The sequence below is a fragment of the Trinickia sp. genome (genome assembly GCF_051953955.1).
Taxonomy (GTDB): Bacteria; Pseudomonadota; Gammaproteobacteria; order Burkholderiales; family Burkholderiaceae; genus Trinickia.
The window spans coordinates 14,258-38,969 of sequence record NZ_JBQCIF010000022.1; the positions used below are offsets into that span (position 1 = coordinate 14,258).

Annotated in this window: 16 protein-coding genes; 8 read left to right on the forward strand and 8 right to left on the reverse strand. The window is 64.2% G+C overall.

Translation table 11 applies throughout. The features are described from left to right. The first annotated feature begins 480 nt into the window (after positions 1-480). Entirely contained in the window at positions 481-1,293 is an 813-nt protein-coding gene (locus ACTHNZ_RS04090) for a response regulator transcription factor (protein WP_440541220.1), read from the forward strand. 4 nt (positions 1,294-1,297) lie between these two features. Further along, a complete protein-coding gene (locus ACTHNZ_RS04095) occupies positions 1,298-3,637 on the forward strand; it encodes a sensor histidine kinase (RefSeq protein ID WP_440541221.1) in 2,340 nt (779 codons plus the stop codon). On the opposite strand, the gene ACTHNZ_RS04100 is transcribed toward ACTHNZ_RS04095, so the two are convergent. The 6 genes from ACTHNZ_RS04100 to ACTHNZ_RS04125 form a co-directional block, all read right to left on the reverse strand. Continuing rightward, positions 3,632-4,612: a HEAT repeat domain-containing protein gene (locus ACTHNZ_RS04100; protein WP_440541222.1), complete on the reverse strand. Its 981-nt coding sequence runs from the start codon at positions 4,610-4,612 to the stop codon at positions 3,632-3,634. The genes ACTHNZ_RS04095 and ACTHNZ_RS04100 overlap by 6 nt on opposite strands. A 93-nt stretch (positions 4,613-4,705) precedes the next feature. Further along, a complete protein-coding gene (locus ACTHNZ_RS04105; RefSeq protein ID WP_440541223.1) occupies positions 4,706-5,506 on the reverse strand; it encodes an ABC transporter ATP-binding protein in 801 nt (266 codons plus the stop codon). Beyond that, complete coding sequence (locus ACTHNZ_RS04110; protein ID WP_440541224.1) at positions 5,503-6,366, reverse strand: ABC transporter permease; 864 nt, start codon at positions 6,364-6,366, stop codon at positions 5,503-5,505. Before ACTHNZ_RS04110 ends, ACTHNZ_RS04105 begins: the two co-directional genes overlap by 4 nt. Before the next feature lie 47 nt (positions 6,367-6,413). Further along, a complete protein-coding gene (locus ACTHNZ_RS04115; protein WP_440541225.1) occupies positions 6,414-7,841 on the reverse strand; it encodes an ABC transporter substrate-binding protein in 1,428 nt (475 codons plus the stop codon). A 49-nt stretch (positions 7,842-7,890) separates the two neighbouring features. Then, positions 7,891-8,136, reverse strand: a complete 246-nt coding sequence (locus tag ACTHNZ_RS04120; protein WP_115534835.1) for a 4Fe-4S dicluster domain-containing protein — start codon at positions 8,134-8,136, stop codon at positions 7,891-7,893. 39 nt (positions 8,137-8,175) lie between these two features. Then, the gene (locus ACTHNZ_RS04125) at positions 8,176-9,915 is read right to left on the reverse strand and encodes a fumarate reductase/succinate dehydrogenase flavoprotein subunit (RefSeq protein WP_440541226.1); all 1,740 of its coding nucleotides are present in this window, start codon (positions 9,913-9,915) and stop codon (positions 8,176-8,178) included. Positions 9,916-10,162: 247 nt separating this feature from the next. Here ACTHNZ_RS04125 and ACTHNZ_RS04130 point away from each other — a divergent pair, with 247 nt between their 5' ends. The 3 genes from ACTHNZ_RS04130 to ACTHNZ_RS04140 all read left to right on the forward strand — a co-directional run bounded on the left by ACTHNZ_RS04130 (position 10,163) and on the right by ACTHNZ_RS04140 (position 14,137). Then, a complete protein-coding gene (locus ACTHNZ_RS04130) occupies positions 10,163-11,065 on the forward strand; it encodes a LysR substrate-binding domain-containing protein (RefSeq protein ID WP_440541227.1) in 903 nt (300 codons plus the stop codon). A 226-nt stretch (positions 11,066-11,291) separates the two neighbouring features. Beyond that, positions 11,292-12,629, forward strand: coding sequence for a dicarboxylate/amino acid:cation symporter (locus tag ACTHNZ_RS04135; protein WP_440541228.1), 1,338 nt, complete (start codon positions 11,292-11,294; stop codon positions 12,627-12,629). Beyond that, on the forward strand, positions 12,626-14,137 hold the full coding sequence (locus tag ACTHNZ_RS04140; RefSeq protein ID WP_440541229.1) for an aspartate/glutamate racemase family protein: 1,512 nt from the start codon (positions 12,626-12,628) through the stop codon (positions 14,135-14,137). The genes ACTHNZ_RS04135 and ACTHNZ_RS04140 overlap by 4 nt, the downstream gene beginning before the upstream one ends. On the opposite strand, the gene ACTHNZ_RS04145 is transcribed toward ACTHNZ_RS04140, so the two are convergent. Continuing rightward, the gene (locus ACTHNZ_RS04145; RefSeq protein ID WP_440541230.1) at positions 14,060-15,022 is read right to left on the reverse strand and encodes a LysR family transcriptional regulator; all 963 of its coding nucleotides are present in this window, start codon (positions 15,020-15,022) and stop codon (positions 14,060-14,062) included. The genes ACTHNZ_RS04140 and ACTHNZ_RS04145 overlap by 78 nt on opposite strands. Then, entirely contained in the window at positions 15,007-15,885 is an 879-nt protein-coding gene (locus ACTHNZ_RS04150; RefSeq protein ID WP_440541231.1) for an MBL fold metallo-hydrolase, read from the reverse strand. Before ACTHNZ_RS04150 ends, ACTHNZ_RS04145 begins: the two co-directional genes overlap by 16 nt. 253 nt (positions 15,886-16,138) lie before the next feature. Between ACTHNZ_RS04150 and ACTHNZ_RS04155 the strand changes: the two genes are divergently transcribed. From ACTHNZ_RS04155 to ACTHNZ_RS04165, 3 genes are all read left to right on the forward strand, one after another. Further along, positions 16,139-17,152 (forward strand): succinylglutamate desuccinylase/aspartoacylase family protein, encoded by a 1,014-nt coding sequence (locus tag ACTHNZ_RS04155; protein ID WP_440541232.1) that lies wholly within the window; start codon positions 16,139-16,141, stop codon positions 17,150-17,152. A 38-nt stretch (positions 17,153-17,190) separates the two neighbouring features. Continuing rightward, positions 17,191-18,546: an MFS transporter gene (locus ACTHNZ_RS04160; RefSeq protein ID WP_440541233.1), complete on the forward strand. Its 1,356-nt coding sequence runs from the start codon at positions 17,191-17,193 to the stop codon at positions 18,544-18,546. A gap of 100 nt (positions 18,547-18,646) precedes the next feature. Next, positions 18,647-24,709 carry an alpha-2-macroglobulin family protein gene (locus ACTHNZ_RS04165; protein ID WP_440541234.1) on the forward strand — a complete coding sequence of 2,021 codons (6,063 nt, stop codon included), beginning with the start codon at positions 18,647-18,649 and terminating at the stop codon, positions 24,707-24,709. The last annotated feature ends 3 nt before the right edge of the window (positions 24,710-24,712 follow it).

Below are 24,712 nucleotides of genomic sequence, written 5' to 3' on the forward strand. Positions count from 1 at the left end.
CGGCGCGACACGGCGCAAGAGAGGATCAGCCTCTCGCTCCCGCTACGACGCGTATCGCGACGTTAGCCGGCGTGCCGCCGAGATGAGTGAAGTTGTTTGCGTCCGCCGGCGCCGCCGGCACCAGCATCAGCGCTGCCATCACGATCAGCGACGATCTGGCGTAGCGGCCGCGCGCGCCGATTTCGACCGCTGCGCGCTGCCGCCCGGTTCGCCGCGGCGGCGCGCATGCCTGTGCCGGTCGTGCCTCGGCCGGCGCGGGCCTACGACGGCTGTTGTCCATCACTTCCTCTTTTCGAATGTTCCCGCCGCCAACTCGACGATCAACGGTTGACGACCGCGGAGCAGGCGGATGACTAGCCCGCTCGATTCCCCCGCGCATTATGGGAATGCGTCGCGTGGGCAGCTTTTGATGGAGCGGCAAAATCGTTTGCTGGCGCGAATACTTTTAAGATATCGTTTCCGATTCGCCCGAAGCCCCCTATGTTGAACAGCCGCTCGCTTCTGACCGACGCGCACGTCCTCATCGTCGACGACCAGCCGGACGAACTGCGCCTGCTGATCGAGATCCTGCGCGGTGCCGGATGCCGGATCAGTGTTGCGTTCGACGGATCGCAGGCCTATCAGCGTGCACAGGCGATTTCTCCAGACCTCATATTGATGGACGTCCGGATGCCGCGCATGGATGGTTTTGCGGCGTGCCGGCTGCTGGCCGAGACGCCCGCCACGCGCGCGATTCCCATCATTTTCTTGACCGCGGCCGGTGGCCTGGACGAACGCCTCGAAGGCCTGCACATCGGCGGGGTGGACTATGTCACGAAGCCGTTCGAACCCGCTGAGGTGCTGGCGCGCATCCGGGTGCACCTCGCCCGTGCGGACCGCTTTCGGCAAGCGCCGGCCGATTCTCCCGCATCGGACGCAAGCGATGGTGACGCCGTGATCGTCCGGGCGGCCATGCGCCATCTGTCCGAGCGATTGAGCGCGCCGCCGACGGTCGATCAACTCGCCCGCCTCGTCGGCACGAATGAAAAGCGGTTGTCGCACGCCTTCCGCGAAACGCTCGGCCAGACGGTGTTCGAATACGTGCGAAGCGAACGCCTGCGCGTCGCGCAGCGCTTGCTCGCCGGCACGGCCTTGAGCATCGCGAACATCGCCGAAGAAATCGGATTTTCGAGCGCGGCGAATTTCGCCACGGCTTTTCGCGAGCGCTTCGGCGTCACGCCGTCCGTCTATCGCGATGAGCAGCGTGCGCGGGGCGCAGCCGATTCCGGTGGGGCGAGCCTTGGCCTCGCATAACGGCATGGTACGTACCATGGTGCGGCTGCTGCTCTTTCTGTGCATGATCGGGCGGGCTGCCTGTGCATGCGCCGGTGTGCTCGACACGGCCCAGCTGCCGAAACCGCCCACACAACCCGTTCCCGTGCTTACGCAAGCCGAAGTCTTCGAAGACGTGTCGGGCCGGATGCAGCTCTCCGACATCCTCGCGTTGCCGGCGGGAGCGCCGGGCGGTTTTCGGCCGGTGCCGGGCGCGTGGCCGAAGCCGGGGTTCACTCGCTCCGCATGGTGGGTGCGCGCGGTCGTGCGCAACGGCGGTGCCACGGACATGCCGCTCGTGCTGGCCCTGCGCGATCCGCGGCTCGAATACGTCGATTTCTATGTCGAAAGCGGCGGCCATTGGACGTATGACAGCATCGATTCCACCCCCGATGCGATTTCGCGCTCGCCGCTGCATCGCTACCCACGCGTTCGATTCACGCTGAGCCCGGGCGAGCAGGTTTCGGTCTTGATTCGCGAGGCCGGCGATATCGGGCTCATGCTCGAACCGAAGCTGTATTTAGCGTCAGCCTACGAGGCCTTGGAGCAGCGGGCTTTGCTATGGGGCGGCGGCCTGATCGGCGGCATCCTGGCGCTCGGCTGGTGTGCGCTGCTGATCGCCTATTTCTCCCGCAGTGCGTCGTTCCTCGTCCTAGCGGGGCTGTGCTGCACGACGGCCTTGTATGAAGCCGCCATTCGCGGCTTTTCGAAGCTGTACCTCTGGCCGCACGCGGTCGAATGGAGCGCACGCAGCATTCCGGTGTTCGGCTGCATCAGCGCCGTGCTGCTGCTCGCGTTCATTTTGCGCATCGCCGATGGAGAAAGAACGCATCTCCCGGCGCGGCGCGTCCTGTTCGGTTTCGCCGTGTTGGAGGCCATCTCGGCCGCCGGCGCTGCGTTCGGAAACCTCTATTTCTTCGATCAAATCAGTATCTACGTCAGCGCGGCCGTCGGCATCGGGCAAGTGTGCATCGCGGCCGCGCTGTCGAGGCGGGGGACGCCCACGGCGCGCCTGATGCTCGTCACGGTCAGCTTCGGGGTGGTCGACTTCGGGTTGCATATCGGCGAAACGCTCGGATGGCTGAACGCGGGCCCCGCTTGGCTCAATTCCGATATCCACCCGAACCCCATCGTCGCCGTCACCGCGCTGGCTGCTCACCTCGTCGTGCTCGCGGCGTGGATCAACCATGTCGGCAAGCAGCGCCAAGATGCGCGCAAGGCGTTGGCCGAGCAGCAAGACAGCGAGCAGCAGCGCTTGCGCGACGAAGTTGCGCGACGCACGCTCGCACTGAACGACGCCTTGCGCGACGCAGAAGAAAAGAACCGGCAGAAGATCGAAACGCTAGGCTATGTCAGCCACGATCTGCGTGCCCCGCTGGCGACGATCTCGAGCTATGTGACGTTGCTGCAAAACGAGGGCGACTCGAAGCAGGCGCCGCTGATCCAGGCGATCGAGCGCAGCGTGAATTATCAGTTGAGCCTCATCGACGAATTGGTCGGATACGCGAAGGCGGAGTTGCGGCCCTTGGCCGTCGCGCCGGAAGCGACCGATTTGCCCGCGCTGCTGAACGATATCGCCGAGTATTCGATCGCGCTTTGCGCGCAGTTGAATAACGAATTCTTTTATCAGGCACTGACCTCGCTGCCGTATCGGTTGATGATCGACGGCCGGCGACTGCAGCAGGTGCTGTTGAACCTTTTATCGAATGCATCGAAATTCACGCGCGACGGCATCGTCATGATGACGGTGCGCGCGCGCGAGCAGGACGGCCGGTGGCGCCTCGGTTTCGAAGTGGCCGACACCGGTGTCGGCATCGACATCGAACGTAAGTCCGAGGTCGCCTCCGTTCTTCAGCAGATGCAGTCGATGAATGGCGCCACAGGGCTCGGCCTATTCATTGCGCAGCGTATCGTCCATACGATGGGCGGCGAACTGAGCGCGTCCAGTACACCGGGCGAGGGCACGTCGTTTTTCTTCGAGGTCGTCGCGCCCGCGCTGCGGGGTTCCGACGCGGGCGCCTCGGCACGAATCACGGTGCCCTATTCATCGGTGGGATCGGGCGATGACCCGGTGCGGCGCGCCCGTCGCCATCGGCCTGCGTTCGTTGCACCGCCCGAGCCGGATCGCCAGGCATTGGCCGGGCTCGCGAGGGATGGGCGCATGACCGACATCGAACGGTGGATCGACGGCATGAGCGATGCGCAACCGGCTTATGCTGCGTTCCTGGCCGAGTTGCGCCGGCGCCTCGATGCGCTCGATTTCACGGGCATCGAGGCGCTTGCCCGAATCGACGTCGCGACGGTTTCGCCACCGGCAGTCTCATGACGTCGTCTGCTCGATCTGCGCGATCGCGATCCGTGCCGCCTTGCGTACGTCGGGGTCCGCGTCTTGCGATGCGCTTTGCAATGCCGGCAGCGTGGCCCGCGCGGCGAGTTCGCCGAGTGCGAGCGCCGCTTCCTTGCGCAAATTGCTGATCGAATGCCGCAGCAATGCGGCGATGGGGGCGGCGGCCTCCGCATGGCGTAATTGACCGAGCGCGCGCACCGCGCGCAATCGGACTTGCCAGTACGGATCCTCGAGCGCGGCGACGAGCGGTCCGCCCGCCCTGGGCGAGCGTAGTTTGCCGAGGGTGGCGGCCGCTTGTTCGCGCACTTGCCACGCGTCGTCGGATAAAGCCGTCAACAGTGCGGTGACGACCGTATCGTCGTTCGCCGCGGCAAAGCCGAGTGCGCCGACGGCCGCGTGCCGCACTTGCGCATCGGGATCGGAGGCCGACAGCGCTGCAAGCGCGGGCAAGGCGCGCGGGTCCTTCAGCCAGCCGAGCACTGCGATCGCTTCCAAACGCAATGCCGGTGCGCTGTCGCTCAGCGCGTGATCAGCAACGGCGAATGCCTCGGGGCAGCGCAGCTCGCGCAAGCTCCGCAGCACCGCTTCCCGCACGAACGGCTCCGGGCGTTCGGCCCACGGGAGCAGGATGTACGCTGAGCGCGGGTCCTTCAACTGCGATAGGCTGCGGGCGGCGGCTTCGCGGACGGTTTCCTCCGTGTCGTTCAGCGCGGCGGCGAGCGCCTGCACGACATCGTCTCGTTCCCATTCGGCGAGAACCTGTGCGGCTTGCTCGCGGACATCTGGCGAAGCGTCGCCGCGCAATGCGGCGATGAAGGACGGAACGAGATCGGGATCGCCAAGGTCGGCTAGCGCTAGGAGCGCGACGCGCCGCACGTTGGGATCGGCATCGGCGAGGCGGGCGACGGCATCGGCGGCCTCGGGCGGCGTGGAAGTCACGAGCGAAAGGGTCATGGTGGGCGTATGCGTTGGAAAGGCGGCGATCGTTGATCGCCGGGCACCGTCATGCTGGCTTGACGACGGCTTGACGATGACTTGGTGACGGCTTCACGCCGGCTCGCGCAGCAGGGCGAGGCAGCGGCGCTTCAGTTCGACGAAGGCCGCATCGAGCGTGCTTTCGTCGGTGCGGGGGCGCGCGAACGGAATATCGATGTCGGCGATGATGCGCGCGGGCTGTCGCGAGAGCATCACGACACGCTCGCCGAGAAAGAGCGCTTCGTCGATGTCGTGCGTCACGAAGATCACGGTCGTGCGAACCCTCGACCAGACATCGAGCAGCAGGCGCTGCATCTTCTTGCGTGTCTGCGCATCGAGTGCGGCGAACGGTTCGTCCATCAGCAGCACGCGCGGCCGATTGATGAGCACGCGCGCGATCTCGACGCGCTGCTGCATGCCGCCCGACAATTGCGCCGGGTAATGCGACTCGTATCCGTCCAGCCCGACGAGCTCGAGCAGCTCACGGGCCTCGCGACGGCGCGCAGCTGCACCGACGCCCCGCACCTTGAGCCCGAACGCGACGTTGTCGACGACGCGCTTCCAGGGAAACAGGGTGTGCTGCTGAAACACGAGACCGCGATCGGGATGGGGACGATCGACGCGCACGCCATCGACTTCGATTCGCCCCTGGGACGCAGCGAGGTGTCCGGCGATGGCAGCGAGCAACGTCGACTTGCCGCAGCCGGAAGGGCCGAGCACGCAGACGAACTGGCCGGCCTCGATGTCGAGATCGATGCCATCGAACGCCGTGACGCGCGCGTCCGGTGGACCGACCTCGACCGTCAGCGCCCGTAAGTCCACTCGCCCCGCGTGTGAAGAGACGGCCGATCCGATGGATTGCGCGGCGCTCATCGCTTGCCCCCATGCTGCCGATACCAAGGTGTCAGTGCGAGGCCGATGCGCTTGACGAGCAAGCTGCTGCCCGTGCCGAGCGTGCCGATCAATGCCATGCCGACCACGATGTCGGCATAGCTCTGCAACGTATAGGACTTCCAAGTGAAATAGCCGATACCGTACTGGCCGGCGATCATTTCCGCCGTGATGAGGCAGAACCACGCGGTGCCCATGCCGATCGAGAGTCCCGTGAAAATCGCCGGTGCGGCGCCCGGAACGATGATGTCGGTATAGAGCGCGATCGGCCCGGTGCCGAGGCCGCGCGCCGCGGCGACGAGGCGCGGATCGACGGCCTCGACGCCGTGCACGGTATTCAGCAGGATAGGAAACAGGGCGCCGACGAACGTAATGAAGATCATGCTCAGTTCCGAGGATGGAAACATGAGGATCGCCATCGGAATCCAGGCGACGGCCGGAATGGGCCGTAACGCCTCCAGCGGCGGCAGGATCGTATCTTCGAGCAGGCGGTGGCGTCCGATCGCGAGGCCCAGCACGACGCCGATCACGGCTGCCGCGCAAAAGCCGCTCAAGACGCGCAAGAGGCTCGCCGCTAGATGCATCGGCAGCTTCGGCGAATGCAACTGCACCCGGAGTGCCTGCATGACGTCGACGGGTGCAGGGACGTCGGCGAACGTAATGAAGCCGAGCGACAGCCGCAGGTGCACGGCGAGTTGCCAGGCACCGATGCAGACGACGATCGATGCGGCTTGCAGCAGGCGGCGCCGGATCGCAGCCGAGGCGGTGCGGCCGAGAATCGTTTGCGTGCGCTTCGGCGTTCCGCTCACGGCGGTTTCGGCGAAATCGAAGGTTGTGGCCATGCTCGAATCGGCTCCGGAATGAATTGAACGATCGGCGGCGGAACGATTCATCGAGCGGCGACGGAGTCGGTCGAGGCGCCGGCCGCTGCCGCATAGTCGAGGACCTTGCCCGACACGCGCCGTGCATAGGCATCGGCACCCGAACGAAGCAGGAATGCAACGACGGCGCCGCGCTCGTTCTTGACGTACCACGCTTGATTCGCGAACAGCTTCAAGCCGCTCCCGTGGTCGTGCACGAAGACGGCGCGCACCTTCGACCCGGCCGGTTGAAGCTTGCCGAGCGCAGCGAATGCTTCGGCGGGGCTCGCATAATCGCGCACGTGGGCTTCGTTCGTCAGCCATACCTGAGCCACGTCATTGAAGTCGCTTATCGGCTTGCCGGTTGCCGCGTCGTTTGCGATCAGCGGCGAGCGCGCGTAGTTATCGAGCGCCGCGTCGTAGTCGAGCCCCGATTCCTTGAAGGCTTCGCGAATGTAGCGATCGTCGATGAACGTGTTCGCATCGAGCTTCACGTCGGTTTTCTTCAGCAGTTTCAATGTATCGATTGCCGTGGCGAGCGCGCGGCGGTACTCGGGCTTCCAGGTCAGGTCGCGCGTTTGGATGCCGAGCGGTCCGTCGTACAGATAATCCACCGGCGCTTCGATGCCGGTCACCTTCTGAATCAACAAGCTGTACTTCTCCGGATCTTCCGTCATGAGGCGATTGGCGTCGATGGCCGCGCGCAGATACGCGACGACGATTTCCGGGTACTTGCGCGCGTAGGCGGCATCCACGAGCGCACCATGAAACGTCGGCGCATGGCTTTGCGAGCCGTCATAGATCTTGCGCGCGATGCCGCGATACGGGAACAAGTCCGCGAACGGAACGAAGTCGGCGTGGGCGTCGATCTTGTCGGCTTTCAATGCGCTGCCGGCGACCTCGGGCGCCTGCGTGACGATATTGACGTCGGTGTCGGGATTCCATCCCTGCGCTTCGATGGCGCGCAGCAGCATGCCGTGCGCCGTCGATGCGAACGGCACGGAGATCGTCTTGCCCTTCAGATCGGCAATCGAGTGCACGGGCGAGTTCAACGGCACGACGATGCCGTTGCCGCTGCCGTCGATGCTGCCCGAGAGCACGGCGATGAAGAGGCTTCTCTTGCCGGCTTTCTGGAACGCCGCGCCGTTCAGCGAACCCGGGAAGTCGGCCATCGCACCGAAGTCGAGCCTGCCGGCGACCATTTCGTTCGTCATCGGTGCGCCGGACGTGAAGTCCCTCCATTGCACGTCGTACTGAACGTCTTTGTATTTGCCTGTGTGCGGCAGGTACTTGTAGAGCAGATGCAGCTCGCGAATCAAGAGGCCGCCCGTGGCGCAATTGATCGTCGTGTCTTGCGTGCCGATGGCGACGCGGATCGTTTCGGCGTGCGAAAGCGCGGCTGTCATGCCGACGAGTCCGGCGACGAACCACCGCAAGAATGTGAGGCCGTTGTTCATGGCGTGTCTAGATGAATGGCTGCGGACAGCGTGAGCGTGCGTTGCCCGCTCAGCGCAGAAGATAGGGAATCGCGACTTTGATGGCGCCGGTTGGGCAATCTCGCTCGCAAGGCATGCAGTACCAGCACTCGTCGTACTTCATGTAAGCCTTGCCCTTCGAGTAGTCGATGGCGAGCAAATCGAGCGGGCAGGCGTCGATGCAGACCGTGCAGCCCTTGTCGGCAATGCAGCGCGATTCGTCGACGGTCACGGGGGCGCTGCTGCGCTGGAAAATGTCGTGAGGGGTGTGAGACATGAATGCAGTCCTGGTTGTTCTCGTTTGCCTGCCGCTCGCTCAGTGCGCCGCGGGCTCCGGCTCGCGCCGGCCGATGCGCAACGCGTCGTAGGCGCTGCGCTCGTCGTTCTCGAGCGGCACGACGTAGGGCTCGACGGCGCGTTTCGCGTGGGCCATCTTTCCGTCGCCATCTTTGTAGAGATGCGTATGGCAGAACCATTCCGCGTCGTTGCGCTGGGGGTAATCGACACGGTGGTGATAGAGGCCCCAGCGGCTTTCGGTGCGAAACAGCGATGCTCGCGCGGCCATTTCGGCGCAGTCGCGGATCACGCTGACCTCCGCTGCGCGCATGAGCTCGTGCGGATCGTTCGCCTTGATCGCATCGATGTCTTGCGAAATTTCCTCGAAGCGTTGCAGCCCGATCGTCATCTTGCGAGTCACCTTCGGCGGCTGCAGATAGTCGTTGACGAAGCGCCGCAGCTTGTATTCCACCTGAGCCGGCGCGAGCCCGGTCGTTCGTGCGAGCGGGGCGAGCACGCGCGTGCGCTCGGCGGCCACTTGCCCTACGTCGAGCGGGGCATGCTCGCGGCCTTCGACATATTGCGCCGCGTGTTCGCCCGCGAACCATCCGTAGGTGAAGGCGCCGAGCATGTAGTTGTGCGGCACGGCGGCCATATCGCCGGCTGCATAGAGCCCAGGCACGGTGGTTTGGGCGTTTTCGTCGACATGGACGCCCGATGCGCTGTGGCCGCTGCAAAAGCCGATCTCGGAGATATGCATTTCGACCATGTGCTGTCGATAGTCGGTGCCGCGCCCCTCATGAAAGCGGCCCCGGCTCGGCCGCTCGTTCGTATGCAAGATTTGCTCGATCGTCTGGATCGTTTCCTCGGCGAGATGATCGAGCTTCAGGAACACGGGGCCGTTGCCGCTTTGGAGCTCCTGGTAGAACTCCCACATCATCTGACCGCTCCAATAATCGCATTCGATGAAGCGCTCGCCCTTGCCGTTTGCCGTGAATCCTCCGAGCGGTCCCGTGACGTACGCGCACGCGGGACCGTTGTAGTCTTTGATCAGCGGATTGATCTGAAAGCATTCGAGATTGGCGAGGGCCGCGCCCGCGTGATAGGCCATGGCATAGCCGTCGCCGGCATTGGTTGGGTTTTCATAAGTGCCCATCAAGTAGCCTGACGCGGGCAGCCCGAGCCGGCCAGCGGCACCGCAGCACAGGATCACGGCCTTGGCTCGGACGACCGAGAATCGGGCCGTCCGGCAATCGAAGCCGAGCACGCCGGCGGCGCGGCCCTGCGAGTCGGTCAGCACGCGCGTGACGACGATGCGGTTCGTGATCTCGATGCGGGCACGCTTGAGCTGCCGATACAGGATCTTCTTGATGTCATGGCCTTCGGGCATGGGCAAGACGTACGAGCCCATGTGATGAACCTTCTTGACGGCGTAGTCGCCGTTGCCGTCCTTTTCGAATTTGACACCCCAGCGGTCGAGTTGCTCGATCGTCTTGAAGCTGTGTGTCGCGTAGGCGTGCACGGCACGTTGATCGACGATACCGTCGTTGGCGATCGTGATTTCACGTGTGTATTGCTCGGGGGTGGCATGGCCGGGAATGACGGCATTGTTCAGGCCGTCCATACCCATCGAGATTGCGCCGCTGCGCTTGACGTTGGCTTTCTCCAAGAGCAGCACGCGCAAGCTCGGGTTCCGTTCCTTCGCTTTGATGGCAGCCATGGGCCCGGCGGTGCCGCCGCCCACGACGACGATGTCGTATTCGAGTGCTTCAGTGTTCAACGGTGGTCCTTACGTGCGTGTGCAATCGTTGCCGGTCGATGCCGGCAGGAGCATGCCGGGCTCGTCATGGCGAGGCGAAGGCCAGTGTAAAGAGCCACTCGGTTCTCGCGAACGAAGCATTTTTGCTATCGATTCCATCCGAAGAAGAAAGGGCGGCCCGCGTCAGGGCGGCCCGCGTTAGGGCGGCCCGCGAAACATGCAAAAATGCCGCTATTCAGAGACTCTCCCAACGAGCCCCGGCGCTGCCATGGAAATTAAGTGGATCGAGGATTTCATCGCACTCGCGCAGTACCAAAGCTTTTCGCGCGCGGCCGAGTTCCGGAACGTGACGCAATCGGGGTTCAGCCGCCGCATCCAATCGTTGGAGCAATGGGTCGGCGCGGAACTGATCGACCGCAGCAGCTTCCCGCCCGTGCTGACGCCGGCGGGCCGGCTGTTTCGAGAGGTGGCCGAAGACGTGCTGCATAAGCTCTTCGACACGCGCGCGGTCATTCGCACCGAGCAGCGGATCGGCGGCACGAGCCTCCAAATCGCGGCGGGGCACACGATCTCGTTGAATTTCTTGCCCGCGTGGCTGAAGACGCTCACCGCGCATTTCGGCGACGTGCGCGCGCGCGTGATTCCGACGAACGTTCACGACTCGATCCTGATGCTCGTGAATGGCAACTGCGAGCTGATGTTCGCCTACCATCACCCGGAACTGCCGCTGCATCTGGACCCGGCGCGCTACGAGCATCTGACCGTCGGCATCGACACGTTCATGCCGGCGAGCAAGGCGAACGCGCGGTCCGCGCCGATCTATCGTTTGCCCGGCACGGCGAAACAGCCGTTGCCGCTGATTTCGTATACGGAAACGAGCTACTTCGGCCGCTGCTTGGCGCTGCTGCTCGGCCGCGCCGCTACCCCCGCGGCGTTCGTGCTGCACTACGAATCCGATATGGCGGAGGTGCTCAAGAAACTCGTCATCGAAGGCGAGGGCGTCGCATGGCTGCCGAGGAGCGCCATCGCCGAGGAACTGGCGGCCGGCAGCCTCGTACCGGCAGGGCCGAGCAGTTGGAATCTCGAAGTCGAACTACGCGTCTACCGCGATGCGTCGAATCGTAGCGACTTCCTCGACAGGCTTTGGCAGCACCTTCGCGCGAGTAGTTAGCGTCTCGTCCCACTGGTTTCGAAAAGGTCTCGAAACGGCCCATCCCTAGGGTTTTCCCTTGTTATGCGAGAACGGAATAGGCCGATGCAGCACTAGCATTCGCCTATTTTTGACGACACCTACCATCTGTCCTAACCGATGAGCGGCGCAATGCGAACGACGCTCGACTCTCTCGCGCGCCGTTCGCCATCGTGGCGGCCACGGGCGCAATCAAAGGACGGATGACATGAAAAATCGCCTCACGCTCTACATTGCCGCCGGCATGGTGCTCGGTGTCCTCGCGGGCTATGCCTGCCACGCAAGCGCGCCCGATGCCGCGGCGGCCAAAGTCGCCGCCGGATATTTCTCGATCGTCACGGATATCTTTCTGCGGCTCATCAAGATGATCATCTCGCCGCTCGTATTCGTCACGCTCGTCTCGGGCCTGGCCGGCATGGAGAGCGGGCGCGACGTCGGAAGGATCGGCGTACGCACGGTAGGCTGGTTCGTTTGCGCTTCGCTCGTATCGCTCGCACTGGGCCTCGTGTTGGCGAACGCGCTGCAGCCAGGCGCGGGGCTGCACCTTGCCGCGAGCGCGAGCGCGGGCGAGGGCGGCACGGGGCTCAATACGGCCGCCTTGAACGTGAAGGACGTCGTTACTCACGCATTTCCGACCAGTCTGTTCGACGCCTTCGCGCGCAACGACATTTTGCAGATTCTCGTGTTTTCTCTGTTCTTTGGACTCGGGCTCGGGGCGTTGAAGCACGATCCGCGCGTGGCGGGACTCGTGCGCGCGATCGACGGCCTGGTGCCCGTGATGCTGCGGTTGACCGACTATGTGATGCGTGCCGCGCCGTTCGGCGTATTCGGCGCCATTGCATCAGCCGTCACGCTGCGCGGTCTCGACGTGCTCTACACCTACGGCAAGCTGATCGGCTCGTTCTATCTGGGGCTCGCCATCCTCTGGGCCGTGCTGATCGGCGCCGGACATCTGTTCCTGGGCCGCCGTGTCGGCACGCTGCTGAAGGCGGTTCGCGAGCCGGCCATGCTCGCGTTTTCGACGGCGAGCAGCGAGGCGGCTTATCCGCGTCTCGCGGAGCAATTGGAAAAATTCGGCGTCGACAAAAAGGTGATCGGGTTCGCGCTGCCGCTCGGCTATGCGTTCAATCTGGACGGCTCGATGATGTATCAATCGTTCGCCGCGATCTTCATTGCTCAGGCGTTCGGTGTCGATATGCCGCTGTCGCAGCAGATATTCATGCTGCTCGTGCTCATGCTGAGCAGCAAGGGGATGGCGAGCGTGCCGCGCGGATCGGTCGTCGTCGTGGCCGCCGTTGCGCCGCTCTTTCATTTGCCTGCGGCCGGCGTGGCCCTCGTGCTCGCCATCGATCAGATTCTCGACATGGGCCGCACGATGACGAACGTCATCGGCAATAGCGTGGCCACCGCGGTCGTCGCCAAATGGGAAGCGGGCCGTCAAGGCCAAGCCCAAAGCCCAAGCGCGGGCCGCAGCCGTACGCCCCCGTTCGCGCAGGAACGAATCGAAGCCCCTATCGAAGCGCAAATTCAAGCGCAAGCGAAATGAAACGAGACGGCATTCGCAGGTTCGGCGTGATCGGCGGGCTCGGGCCGCTTGCCGGTGCCGACGTCCTGTTCAAGTTGATGAAGGCCGCGCCGGCATCGGCCGGTGCGGGCCACTTCGATGTGACCTTTCAGCAGCATGCATCGCGCGGCGCGGAGCCGATCGATACGGTCACGACGGAACGCAAGCTCTACGTCTTCGATCTGATGCGCGACTTCGAGAAGCGTGGCGTTACCACGATCGTGCTGCCGTGCTTCCTAAGCCATACGTTCATCGACGAGTTGCGTGCCAATTCGACGCTCGAGATCGTCGATATCGTCGAGGCGGTGTGCCGGCATATCGAAGAGCGGTTTCCGAGGGCGAGGCGTGTCGGCGTACTCGCTTCCGCGTATACGCGCGAGAAGCGCTTGTTCGAGCGGTATTTCGTCGCGCCTCGGTTCGAGGTCGTTCACCCCCGCCTCGAAAATGGCGTCGATTGCGTCAACGAAGCCGTCTACGGTGCCGACGGCATCAAGGCGGGCAACCTGTGCGGGCACGCTGTCGATTGCTTGCGGCGCGCATGCGAGGATCTGATCGAACAGGGCGTGGACGTCATCGTGCCCGGCGTAACGGAAATCGCGCTCGTGGCCGGCCAACTCGGCACCTTCGAGGTGCCGGTGATCGACTCGAATCTGGTTTATGCCCGGTACGTGATCGAAGGTGCGGGCGGTGGCGAGCGGCCGGCCTTCAAGGTGGGGGTCGTGGGCGGGGTCGGTCCGGCGGCGACGATCGATTTTCTCGGGAAGATCGTGCGCAATACGCCCGCCAGCCGCGATCAGGATCACGTCAAACTGCTCGTCGAGCAGAACCCGCAAATTCCCGATCGCACGGAGCATCTCGTCGCAGACGGGCCCGATCCCACGATCGCGCTGTACGCGACCTGCAAGAAACTGGAGGAGGGGGCGGCCGATTTGATCGCGATTCCGTGCAATACGGCCCATGCGTTCGTCGAGCGCATTCAGCCGTACCTGGGCATACCGATCGTCAATATGCTGACGGTCACGGCACGCCACTTGCGCGAACGTTATCCGACGCTGCGCGAAGTGGGCGTATTGGCGACGTCGGGAACGATCGAAAGCGGGGTTTATCGCGAGGCGCTCGAGGCCCAAGGTTTGACGCAAGTGGTGCCCGACGCGCGCTCGCAAGCACGCGTGATGCAAGCGATCTACGGCGAGCACGGCGTCAAGGCCGGATTCACCGACGGCCAATGCCGCGAGGACATCGCCGCAGCCATGGAAGCGCTCATCGACGCGGGCATCGAGGTGGCGGTCCTGGGCTGCACCGAGTTGCCGCTGCTGCTTCCTGGAAGCGAATACATCGGCCGCCATGGCACGCTTGTGAAGCTCATCGATCCGACCGACGTTCTCGCGCGCCAGTGCGTCGCCTATGCCGTGTCAGCGCGTGCGGCGGCGGGCACGAGCAGCACGCGGCGCGTGCTCGACACACGCATTGAGCACATCGAGAAAGCGTAGGAGCGCGGGATTGTCGTTGCTGCGCAGATAAGCGAAAGCCAGCGTCAATTGCACCGGAGACGGTTTGATCGGGACGAACTTCACGCGCACGGGGGCACGCGCGCGGTTCGCGCAATTGACGAGCGCCGCGCCGATCCCGGCGGACACGAGCGATAGGATGGCCGATTCGGTTTGCTCTTCCTGCGTGACGCGCAACGTCAACCCGGCTTCGCGGCATGCGGCGATCAACGTGTCGTAGTAAGCGGGATAGACGTGCCGCGGAAACGAGACGATCGGCGTGTCGCTGAGGTCTTCGAGCGTGACGGAACGACGCTTCGCCAGCGGCCAGTCGTTGGGCGTGGCCAAGACGACCTCGTGCGTGGCCAAATCGACGGTGTCGATGCCGGCCGGCGTTTCCCCGAATACGTAGACGAACCCGCCGTCGAGCGAACCCCCGTGCAGCGCATCGAATTGCTCGGGTGTATTGAGCAACGAAACTTGAATCGCCAAATGCGGATGGTCGCGTTCAAGCGTGCGCAGCGCGTCGGGCACGGGGCCGTCCCAACTGGCGTTGTCGATGACCCCTAGGCGTAGCGTGCCGGATTCGCCGGCCACGAAGCGTTGGACCGCGCTCGACGCGGCCCGGACCGCTTCGAGCGCCTTGCGGGCTTCACGCAGATAGAGATCGCCGGCCGGGGTCAGCTCGACACCGCGCGCGGTGCGCTTGAGCAGCGTTGCGCCGAGCGCTGCCTCCAAGTCGTGAATCTGCCGTGTGATGGCCGGCTGCGTGATGTTGATGCGCTCGGACGCCAGCCGGAAGCTGCCGCATTCCGCGACGGCAATGAAATAGCGCAAATGACGCAGTTCGATGGGCGCGCTGCTCGGCATGATCAAGCGAACTGCCAAACGAAGGCGCCATCCGTATTCCGACGGATGCGCCCCGCCGACGTTCCCGCGAAATGCGACGTGAACACCCGCGCTCCGTGATCGGCCGCATAGTCGAAGATGCGGCGGCGAGACACCGAGGCTTGCGTGCGGTCGGCGCAGAACGATGAACTCCAGTCGGGCTGCGTCACTTGGATCGGATGATGAACGACGTCGCCCCAAAACAAGGCGCGCTCGCCGCCCGAAGAGAGCTCGATCGACATATGGCCGGCGCAGTGCCCAGGCGTGGGGATGAAGCGAATGCCCGGCAAATAGACGCCGCCTTCGTCGCCGATTTCATCGGCCAGGCCGGCCTCGATGACCGGCAGCACGCTGTCCTCGAACACCATCATCCGGTTCGCCGCTGCAGGCGTCTCGTAGTACGCGCGCTCGGCCGCTGCGAATACGTAGCGTGCATTCGGGAACGTGGGCACCCACTTGCCGTCGACTAGGCGCGTATTCCATCCCACGTGATCGACGTGCAAATGCGTGATGAGCACGAGATCGACGTCCTCGGGCTGAACGCCGGCAGCGGCCAGGCGTTCCAGATATGGCGTATCGAGTTGATGAAAGATCGCGCCGAACGGCCGGTCCTTGCCGTTGCCGCACCCGGTATCGACGAGGATCACGCGGTCGTCCCATCGGATGACCCAGGTATGCACGCTCAACTGCGCCGAGGCGAGCGAAGGGCCCGCATGGTCAGGAACGAGCCAGGAGGCGTGCGCACGCCATGCCGATGGATCGAAGTCGGGAAAGAGCCGCGCCGCATCGATGCCGAATGTCTGCTCGGTCACGCGCGTGATCGAGGCGTCGCCAACTCGATAGATCGTGGATTGCGTCGACATAAAAGGCTCCCAAAGCGTCGCCGCGCCCGGCGCTGCCGGGCTTGCGGCGTTGAGCGTACTTTGCCCGATCGATGCGATGCTGTCCAATGCCTTTAAGGCGAGGCTCGATGCCCGGCGGGCATCGCTGAGCCGATGCCTGCCGGGCATCGATGCGGCCATGATTCGGCATTGGAAATATCGGGGCGTCTCGCCGATAGTCGGCTTCGACAGCGCACCGCATTCTCGGTGCCGCTCGCCCTTCAGGAGACGCCAAATGACCGCTCAGCCGCGAAGCTTGATCCAATGCGACCTCGATTTCGATCTGCCCGGATTTCAGGCCGGCACGCTCAGAGTGCCGTATTCGCACGATCGTTCCGCCTACGGCCACATCCCGATCCCGATCGCCGTGCTGAACGGCTCGTCCGGGCCGACGGTGCTGCTGACGGGCGGGAATCACGGCGACGAGTTCGAAGGCCCGCTCGCGCTCATGAAATTGCTGCAGGCGCTCCCGCAAAAATCGATACGCGGCCGGTTGATCGTCATTCCCGCGCTCAATTTTCCGGCATTTTTGCAGGGCAAACGAACGTCGCCGCTCGACGGCTGCAACATGAATCGAATTTTTCCGGGCAATCGCAACGGCTCGGTCACCGAAATGATCGCGCATTACGTCGACAGCGAACTCTTTCCGCTTGCCGATATCGTCATCGACCTCCATGCCGGCGGCGCGTCGTTCAACCATTTGCCGATGGTACTGGCGTCAATGCCGGCCGATAGCCGTCGCCACGACGAATACATCCGCTTGATCGACGCTTTCGGCGCGCCGCACACGATGCTGATGGATTTGCTCGGAGAAGACCGCACCTACGGGGCGGCCGTCGAGCGGCACGGCAAATTGTTCATCTGCGGTGAGTTTGGAGGATTCGGCACGTGCAACGTCGACGGCCTCGCGCTCGTCGAGCAGGGGCTGGCTCGCCTGCTCCACGCGGCGGGGCTCACCGATGCACCCGACGTTCCGTGCAGCGGCCCTACTAGAGTGCTGCGCGTGGAGGGCGCGAGGCATTATCTGTTCTCGCCCGAACGCGGCGTGTTCGAGCCGATGTTCAAACTCGGCGATCGCGTTCGGGCGGGCCAGCCGGCGGGACGGTTGTTCGATCCTCATGCTCCGTGGCGGGCGCCGCACTTGCTTCGCTTCGAGGCGGACGGAATGGTCGTCTGCATCCGCTCGTTCACGGGCGTGGAGCCCGGAGACTGCATCGCGCTGTCGGCAAGCGACGCCAGTTGGTCGTAGATCGATTTGCAACCACGAACCATAACGGAGACAACCCCATGGCCCGCCTGTCTACCTTGTCGAACGTCGCGCCCGAGATGCCCGGGCGAGCGGGCATTCCCCGCAGCGCGTATGTCGTGTCGATGTTTTTCCTTTGCTTCGTCTTTTCCTACATCGATCGCCAGATCGTCAGCATCCTCGTGCAGCCGCTCAAAGCGGCGATGCGCTTGTCCGATGCGCAAATCGGCATGCTTCAGGGCGTTGCATTCACGGTTTGCTACGCCACGGCCGGCGTGTTCGTCGCCAAGCTCGTCGATCAATCCAATCGGGTTCGATTGATCGCCGTATGCGTCGCCATATGGGGCGTGTCGACCGCGATGTGCGCAACGGCTCACAGCTTCTCCGAACTGTTGGTCTGGCGAGCCGGCACGGCGATCTCCGAAGCTGCGCTGAGCCCAGCCGCGCTGTCGATCTTCAGCGATCTATTCTCGCCGGGCAAAGTATCGCGGCCGACGAGCGTATTCATGCTGGGCCCCTACATCGGTGGCGGCGTTGCGCTCGTTGGAGGCGGTGCACTGCTCGACTGGACGGCACATTCCGGCCACGGACACGCGTTCGGCGGCATCGGTATCGAGCCTTGGCGGTTGGCGTTTCTCGTGGTCGGCTTGCCGGGGCTGCTGCTCGCGGCGCTCGTTGCGGCGACGATCCGCGAGCCCGCGCGCAAGCGCGACGTCCGCGGCGGATGCAGTGACGACGACGGCGTGCCGGACATGAAAGCCGTTTTTCACACGCTCACCGTGACGCACCGTTTCTGCGTTCCGTTCTTTCTCGGATACACCGCGCTCATTTTGTTGTTCTATGCGCATTCCGCGTGGTTTCCGACGCTGCTGATCCGCAAGTTCGGGCTGACCGCGGGAGAGGTGGGACGGTTGGCCGGCCCAGCTTATATGGTGGGCGGCATCGCGGGCGTCATCAGTGCAAGCGCACTGGCGGGACGCATGACCGACGCGCAAGCGCTCGCGAAAACGCTTCGGATCGCGACGTGGGCCGCGTGCGCTTTGATCCCCGTGGCGTTCGCGGCCCCGCTGGCCGGGAATGTGTACGGCGCGCTGATCGCGTACGGGCTTTGCGCATTCAGCGCCAGCATCGTCATGGCGCTGGCACCCGTGCCGGTGCAGGTGGCGCTGCCCAATCGCATGCGAGGACGCGCCATCGCGATCCTCGTCTTCTTGACGAATACCGTTGCCGGTGGCTTGGGGCCGTTCACGGTGGGCCTGATCGCCGACCGCTTGGCGCTCGGCGCGAATGGCCTTGCGATTGCGCTCGCGGCGGTGGGTAGCTCGGCCGCGCTGGCGAGCGCCGTTCTTTATTTCTTTGCCACGCGCATCGCGCATGCGCGCTCCGGTAAATCCTAGTATTCAGCGAGATAACGGCTGCGGCTTCCCGGAACCGTCTCGCATCTCGGTTAGAATCGCCCGGAATTGCAAAAAAAGACTAAGTCCGGGAGCGTCGGCGATGCAACGCGGCACGATTGAAAGAACAAGCAAATGGGTGGCTGCGGGGATCGCGGCATTGGGCCTTTTCGCATTGACGACATGGCGTGCCGATGCGGCGCGCATCACGCAAGTCTCGCCGCAGGGCACGGTGAAGAAGGTTCGCCAAGTGATCGTGAAGTTCGACGAGCCGATGATCGCATTCGGCGCGCCCAACTTGCCGGCTCCGGCGACGATCAAATGCAACGAGCCGTCGGCCACGGGCGGTCAATCGCATTGGATCGACGATAAAACCTGGGCCTGGGATTTCACGTCGGACCTTCCGCCGGGCGTCGCATGCTCCGTCGATTTGAAAGATGGATCGAAATCGGCTAAAGGCACGGCCTTGAGCGGGCCGAAGCATTACGCCTTCCAAACCGGCGGCCCGTTCGTCGAAAGCATCGAGCCAGACGGCGATACGATCGAAGAGCGTCAGGCGTTCGTCTTGCATTTGAACGGCGCAGCCACGGATGCATCGGTGCTCGCCAACGTCTGGTGTGAATCGAGCGCACTGGGCAACCGGATTCCGGTGAAAGAAGTGGATGCGGCGACGCGCAAGGCGCTGCTCAAGCACTTCGATTTGCTGAAGGATGCAGCGCGCGTGCTGACGTTGCAATGCCAGCAGGCGTTGCCTTCGGGGACGAAGGCGCAACTCGTCTACGGCAAGGGCGTGGCGAGTCCGAGCGGCATTGCGAACGACGTGGAGCGCCGCTTCAACTATTCCGTGCGTGATCCTTTCTCGGTCAGCTTCTCATGCGAGCGCGAGAATGCCAAGGCGCCGTGCACGCCGCTGCGCCCGCTGCGGCTTCAATTCAATGCGTCGATCACGCGTGCCGATGCGGAAAAGATTCGCATCAAAGGCCCGGACGGCGACATCAAGCCGAAATTTTCCGACGACGACAAAGGACCGGAAACCGATACGGTCGAGTTCGCCGCGCCGTTGCCCGAACGGGCGGAATTGACGGTCATATTGCCGCCGAACCTGAAGGACGTCAGCGGCCGGCCGCTTTCGAATGCCGACTTGTTTCCGCTGAAGACGACGACTGCGCCGCTGCCCCCGCTCGCGAAATTTTCGTCGGGTACGTTCGGCATCATCGAACGGTTCGCCGAGCCTGGCATGCCGGCGCTCGTGCCCGTGACACTGCGCAACGTCGAAGCGGATCTGCATATCCAGGGCCTCAATGCAGGCCCGGCACGGTTCAACACGCTGCGCGTCGATTCGGACGGGAGCATCCTGAAGTGGATGCATCGTATCGATCAATTCGACGAGTACGGGATGACGCGCAGCGAGATCGATAAAGCGATGCCGCAGTTGCTTGCCCGCAATCCGCATCCCGTGATCGTGCATACGGAGGGGCAAACGCCGGAGCAGACCGCGAAGGACGCCAAAGACCCCACGATCGACGTGCGCTCGCTGTCGCTGCTCGCAGGCATGCCGGGCGTCGAAACGTTGACGCTGCCGAAGGCCGATCCGACTAAGCTACGGCCCTTCGAGGTGGTCGGCGTACCGATCGCGAAGCCGGGTTTTTACATCATCGAATTGTCGTCGCCGGCGCTCGGCGCTTCGCTGCTCGGCAAGCAAGCGCCGATGTACGTGCGCACGGCCGTGCTCGTCACGAATCTCGGCGTTCATCTGAAGCTCGGGCGCGAGAACAATCTCGTCTGGGTCACGACGCTCGACAAGGGCGAGGCCGTGCCGCACGCCGACGTGCGGATCAGCGATTGCAACGGCGGGCAAATCGCGTCAGGCAAGACGGACGCGCACGGCGTGCTGACGATCCCCGGCCGGCTCACCGCGCGCGGGGAGTGCAAGGACGGCTTCGACGGGTTTTTGGTTTCGGCGCGCGTCGACGATCCCAAGACGGGCCCCGACATGGCGTTCGTGCGCTCGGATTGGAACCGCGGCATCGAGGCCTGGCGCTTCAACGTGCCGACCGATTCGAGCCTCGACAAAACGGTTCGCGTGCAAACCGTGTTCGATCGGACGCTGCTTCGCGCGGGCGAGACCGTTTCGATGAAGCATTTCATCCGCGTCGAGACGATGCAGGGCCTCGCATTTCCGAAGAACTATCCGACACGGCTGACGATTCGCCATCTGGGCAGCGGGCAGACATGGCATTTTCCATTGAAATGGGCCGCCGATCATACGGCCGATTCGACGTTCGCGATTCCGGCTTCCGCGAAGCTCGGCGAATACGACGTGTCGCTCGACGACGGCAAGCTGAACGGCACCGCATCGGGCAACAGCGGTAGCGGCAGCGATGACGGCGATGACGGCGATTCGCCGGCTCACAGTTACGACTCGGGCAGCTTCCGCGTCGAGGAATTTCGGTTGCCGGTATTCAAAGGCTCGATCGGCGTGCGCGACGAGAAGGCGCATCCGCTCGTTGCCGCGAAGCAAGCGCCGCTCGCCGTCCAGATCGACTACACGTCCGGTGGCGGTGCATCGAGCCTGCCCGTGCAGATTTCGGCAATGATGACGACGACGTCCCCCTCGTTTGCCGACACCTATCCGGATTTCAGCTTCGAGCCCTACGTGAAGCCGAGCGATGGCGCGACATCGTCGCCGTCCGACGACGAGGCGCAAACCGAGAGCCAAGCGAACGACGATTCGTCGAAGCTCATCGCCGACAAAGAACCCTTGACGCTCGATCGTAACGGCTCGGGTTCGTTCGTGCTCAAGAACTTGCCGCACGTCGACGCGCCGAAGCGGCTTCAGCTCGAAGCGACATTCGCCGACCCGAACGGCGAGGTGCAGACGATCAGCGGCGACGCGACGCTCTGGCCGTCGGCCGTCGTCGCCGGTGTGAAGTCGGGTCAGTGGGTGTCGGTGGGCAACACGGTGCCCGTGCAGGCGCTCGCACTCGACTTGCAGGGCAAGCCGCGCGCGGGCGTGCCGCTCGACGTGCGCGCCGTCGCGCGCATCACGGTGTCGACGCGCAAGCGCATGGTCGGCGGCTTCTATGCTTACGACAATCGCACCGAAACGAAGGATCTCGGCACGCTGTGCAGCGGCAAGAGCGACGACCACGGCGTGCTCCATTGCGATGCGCAGTTGAAGCAGGCCGGCAACATCGACTTGGTGGTAACGGCGAAGGACGGCGACGGCAACGCATCGACGGCGACGACTTCCGTTTGGGTGACGCACGAGGACGAGCTCTGGTTCGGCGGCGAGAACACCGACCGCATCGACGTGCTTCCGGAAAAGACGTCCTATCAGCCCGGCGAAACGGCGCGCTTCCAAGTGCGCATGCCGTTCCGCTTTGCGACCGCGCTCGTGGCGGTGGAGCGCGAAGGGATCATCGAAACGCACGTCGTGAAGCTCGACGGGAAAGACCCCACGGTTTCGCTGAAGGTGCAGCCGGGCTGGGGGCCCAACGTCTACGTGTCCGTGCTCGCGTTGCGCGGTCGCATCCACGAGGTGCCGTGGTACTCGTTCTTCACCTGGGGATGGAAGGCGCCGCTCGAATGGGTGCATGCCTTCTGGTATGAAGGCCGCCGCTACGAGGCACCCACGCCGCTCGTCGATCTATCGAAGCCGGCTTACCGGTACGGCTTGGCCGAGATCAAGGTGGGAACGGCGGACCACACACTCGGCGTGACGGTCGTGCCCGACGCGAAGCGCTATACGGTGCGCGGCAAAGCCCACGTGAAGCTGCGCGTGCAAATGCCGGACGGCAAACCGGCGCCGGCCGGAACGCAAATCGCCGTTGCGGCTGTCGATGAAGCGCTGCTCGAGCTCATGCCGAACGACAGCTGGAACTTGCTCGATGCCATGTTGCAGCGCCGCTCCTACGGGATCGAAACGTCGACTGCGCAAATGGAGATCGTGGGACGCCGGCACTTCGGCAGAAAGGCCGTGCCCGCGGGCGGCGGTGGTGGGCACAGCCCGACGCGCGAGCTGTTCGATACGTTGCTGCTGTGGAATCCGCGCGTGACGCTCGATGCGCAGGGCGAAGCGATGGTCGACGTGCCGTTGAACGATTCGCTGACGAGCTTCAGGATCGTTGCGATCGCGGCCGTCGGCGACGGCATGTTCGGCACCGGCAGCACGACGATCCTCAGCACGCAGGATCTGCAATTGATCTCGGGGCTGCCGCCGCTCGTGCGAGAAGGCGATCGGTTCCGCGCGCAATTCACGCTGCGCAACACGACGGCGCGGGCGATGAAGGTCGTGGTCACGCCCAACGTGCCGGGCGTGCCCTTGCATGCCCAAACGGTCGAGTTGGCCGCCGATTCGGCGCGTGAAGTGGCGTGGACCGTCACGCCGCCGGATGGCTCGTCCGACGCGAACCCCGCCGCGCTGACCTGGAGCGTGGGGGCGGCCGAGCAAGGCGGCCCGCATGCGAGCGATGCGCTCAAGGTGACGCAGCGCGTCATGGCGGCGGTTCCGGTGACGGTGCAGCAAGCGACGCTCACGCAAGTCGATGGTACGTTCACGCTGCCCGTGGCTGCGCCGCCGGATGCGTCGGCCACGCAGTCCGGTGTGCTACGCGGCGGCATCGCCGTATCGTTGCAGCCGAAGCTCGCGGACGGGCTGCCGGGCGTGCGCCGCTGGTTCGAGCGCTATCCCTATGGCTGTCTCGAGCAGTTGACCTCGCGCGCGTTAGGCATGGCCGACGTCGCGCAATGGCAGGCCGTGCTCGCCCGAATGCCGGTGTACCTCGATCGCGACGGCTTGGCGAATTACTTCCCGCCGAGCGACGACAGCGGCAACACGGGCAGCACGACGCTCACCGCGTATCTGCTCGCGGTCACCGACGAAGCCGCGAAACTCGATCCGCGCTTCGCGCTGCCGGACGACGTGCGAGCGAAGCTCGAAGGCGGGCTCGTCAATTTCGTCGAAGGCAAGATCACGCGCAAGACGTGGGCGCCGCGGCAGGACCTCGATCTGCGCAAGCTCGCTGCCATCGAGGCGCTGTCGCGCTATGGGGCCGCACGCCCGCGCATGCTCGAATCGATCGAAATCGCGCCCAATCAATGGCCGACCTCCGCCGTGCTCGACTATTACGCGATCCTCTCGCGCGTGAAGGACGTGCCTCAGCGCGACGAGAAGCTCGCACAGGTCGAGCAGATCGTTCGTGCGCGCTTGACGTATCAAGGCACGCGCTTGACGTTCTCGACGGCGGACAACGACGACCTCTGGTGGCTGATGACGGGCTCGGAAACGAATGCCGCGCGCACGGTGCTTACGTTCGTCGGGCTACCTGGCTGGAAGGACGAAATGCCGCGTCTCGTCGCCGGGCTGCTCGCCTTGCAACATGGCGGTGCCTGGTCGACGACGACGTCCAATCTCTGGGGCGAGCTTGCGGTCCAAGCGTTCTCCCGTGCGTTCGAAAGCACGCCCGTGACGGGGCAGACGAAGATCGATCTGGGCGCGGCGTCGAAGACGATTTCCTGGAGCCAGCTGGCGGCAACGAACGTCAACGCTGCCTCGGCAACCGCGGTGACGCAGACGGCCAACGTGCGCAGTGCGTCGTTGCCGTGGCCTTCGAATTCGCATGCGGGGCCCGTTCCGCTGACGCTGACGCAGCAGGGCACGGGCAAGCCGTGGGCGACGATCGAGAGCTTGGCCGCCGTTGCACTGAAAGCGCCGTTCTCGGCCGGATATCGAATCACGAAGACGATCACGCCCGTCGATCCCGCGGTGAAGGGCGTCTATACGCGCGGCGACATCGAGCGCGTGCACCTCGATATCGATGCGCAAACCGATATGACGTGGGTGGTCGTCAACGATCCCGTGCCGGCCGGTGCGACGATTCTCGGCTCGGGGCTCGGGCGCGACTCGCAAGCGGCGACGGCCGGCGAAAAACAGGACGACGGCGTATGGCCCGCCTTCGTCGAGCGCGGCTTCGACGGATACCGCGCGTATTACGATTTCGTGCCGAAGGGCAAGTTCTCGATCGAATACACGATTCGGCTCAATAATGCAGGCACGTTCGGTTTGCCGCCGACGCGCGTGGAAGCGCTCTATGCGCCTTCCACGTTCGGAGCATTGCCGAACGCGAACGTCGTCGTCCAAGCGCCGGCGGCAGCGAAGCAATAGGAA

What these genes read in the sequence shown, in the direction of transcription:
- ACTHNZ_RS04090 (WP_440541220.1), top strand. Translation starts at nt 481, where the DNA reads ATGTTGAACAGCCGCTCGCTTCTGACCGACGCGCACGTCCTCATCGTC.
- ACTHNZ_RS04095 (WP_440541221.1), top strand. Translation starts at nt 1,298, where the DNA reads ATGGTACGTACCATGGTGCGGCTGCTGCTCTTTCTGTGCATGATCGGG.
- ACTHNZ_RS04100 (WP_440541222.1), bottom strand. Translation starts at nt 4,612, where the DNA reads ATGACCCTTTCGCTCGTGACTTCCACGCCGCCCGAGGCCGCCGATGCC.
- ACTHNZ_RS04105 (WP_440541223.1), bottom strand. Translation starts at nt 5,506, where the DNA reads ATGAGCGCCGCGCAATCCATCGGATCGGCCGTCTCTTCACACGCGGGG.
- ACTHNZ_RS04110 (WP_440541224.1), bottom strand. Translation starts at nt 6,366, where the DNA reads ATGGCCACAACCTTCGATTTCGCCGAAACCGCCGTGAGCGGAACGCCG.
- ACTHNZ_RS04115 (WP_440541225.1), bottom strand. Translation starts at nt 7,841, where the DNA reads ATGAACAACGGCCTCACATTCTTGCGGTGGTTCGTCGCCGGACTCGTC.
- ACTHNZ_RS04120 (WP_115534835.1), bottom strand. Translation starts at nt 8,136, where the DNA reads ATGTCTCACACCCCTCACGACATTTTCCAGCGCAGCAGCGCCCCCGTG.
- ACTHNZ_RS04130 (WP_440541227.1), top strand. Translation starts at nt 10,163, where the DNA reads ATGGAAATTAAGTGGATCGAGGATTTCATCGCACTCGCGCAGTACCAA.
- ACTHNZ_RS04135 (WP_440541228.1), top strand. Translation starts at nt 11,292, where the DNA reads ATGAAAAATCGCCTCACGCTCTACATTGCCGCCGGCATGGTGCTCGGT.
- ACTHNZ_RS04140 (WP_440541229.1), top strand. Translation starts at nt 12,626, where the DNA reads ATGAAACGAGACGGCATTCGCAGGTTCGGCGTGATCGGCGGGCTCGGG.
- ACTHNZ_RS04150 (WP_440541231.1), bottom strand. Translation starts at nt 15,885, where the DNA reads ATGTCGACGCAATCCACGATCTATCGAGTTGGCGACGCCTCGATCACG.
- ACTHNZ_RS04155 (WP_440541232.1), top strand. Translation starts at nt 16,139, where the DNA reads ATGACCGCTCAGCCGCGAAGCTTGATCCAATGCGACCTCGATTTCGAT.
- ACTHNZ_RS04160 (WP_440541233.1), top strand. Translation starts at nt 17,191, where the DNA reads ATGGCCCGCCTGTCTACCTTGTCGAACGTCGCGCCCGAGATGCCCGGG.
- ACTHNZ_RS04165 (WP_440541234.1), top strand. Translation starts at nt 18,647, where the DNA reads ATGCAACGCGGCACGATTGAAAGAACAAGCAAATGGGTGGCTGCGGGG.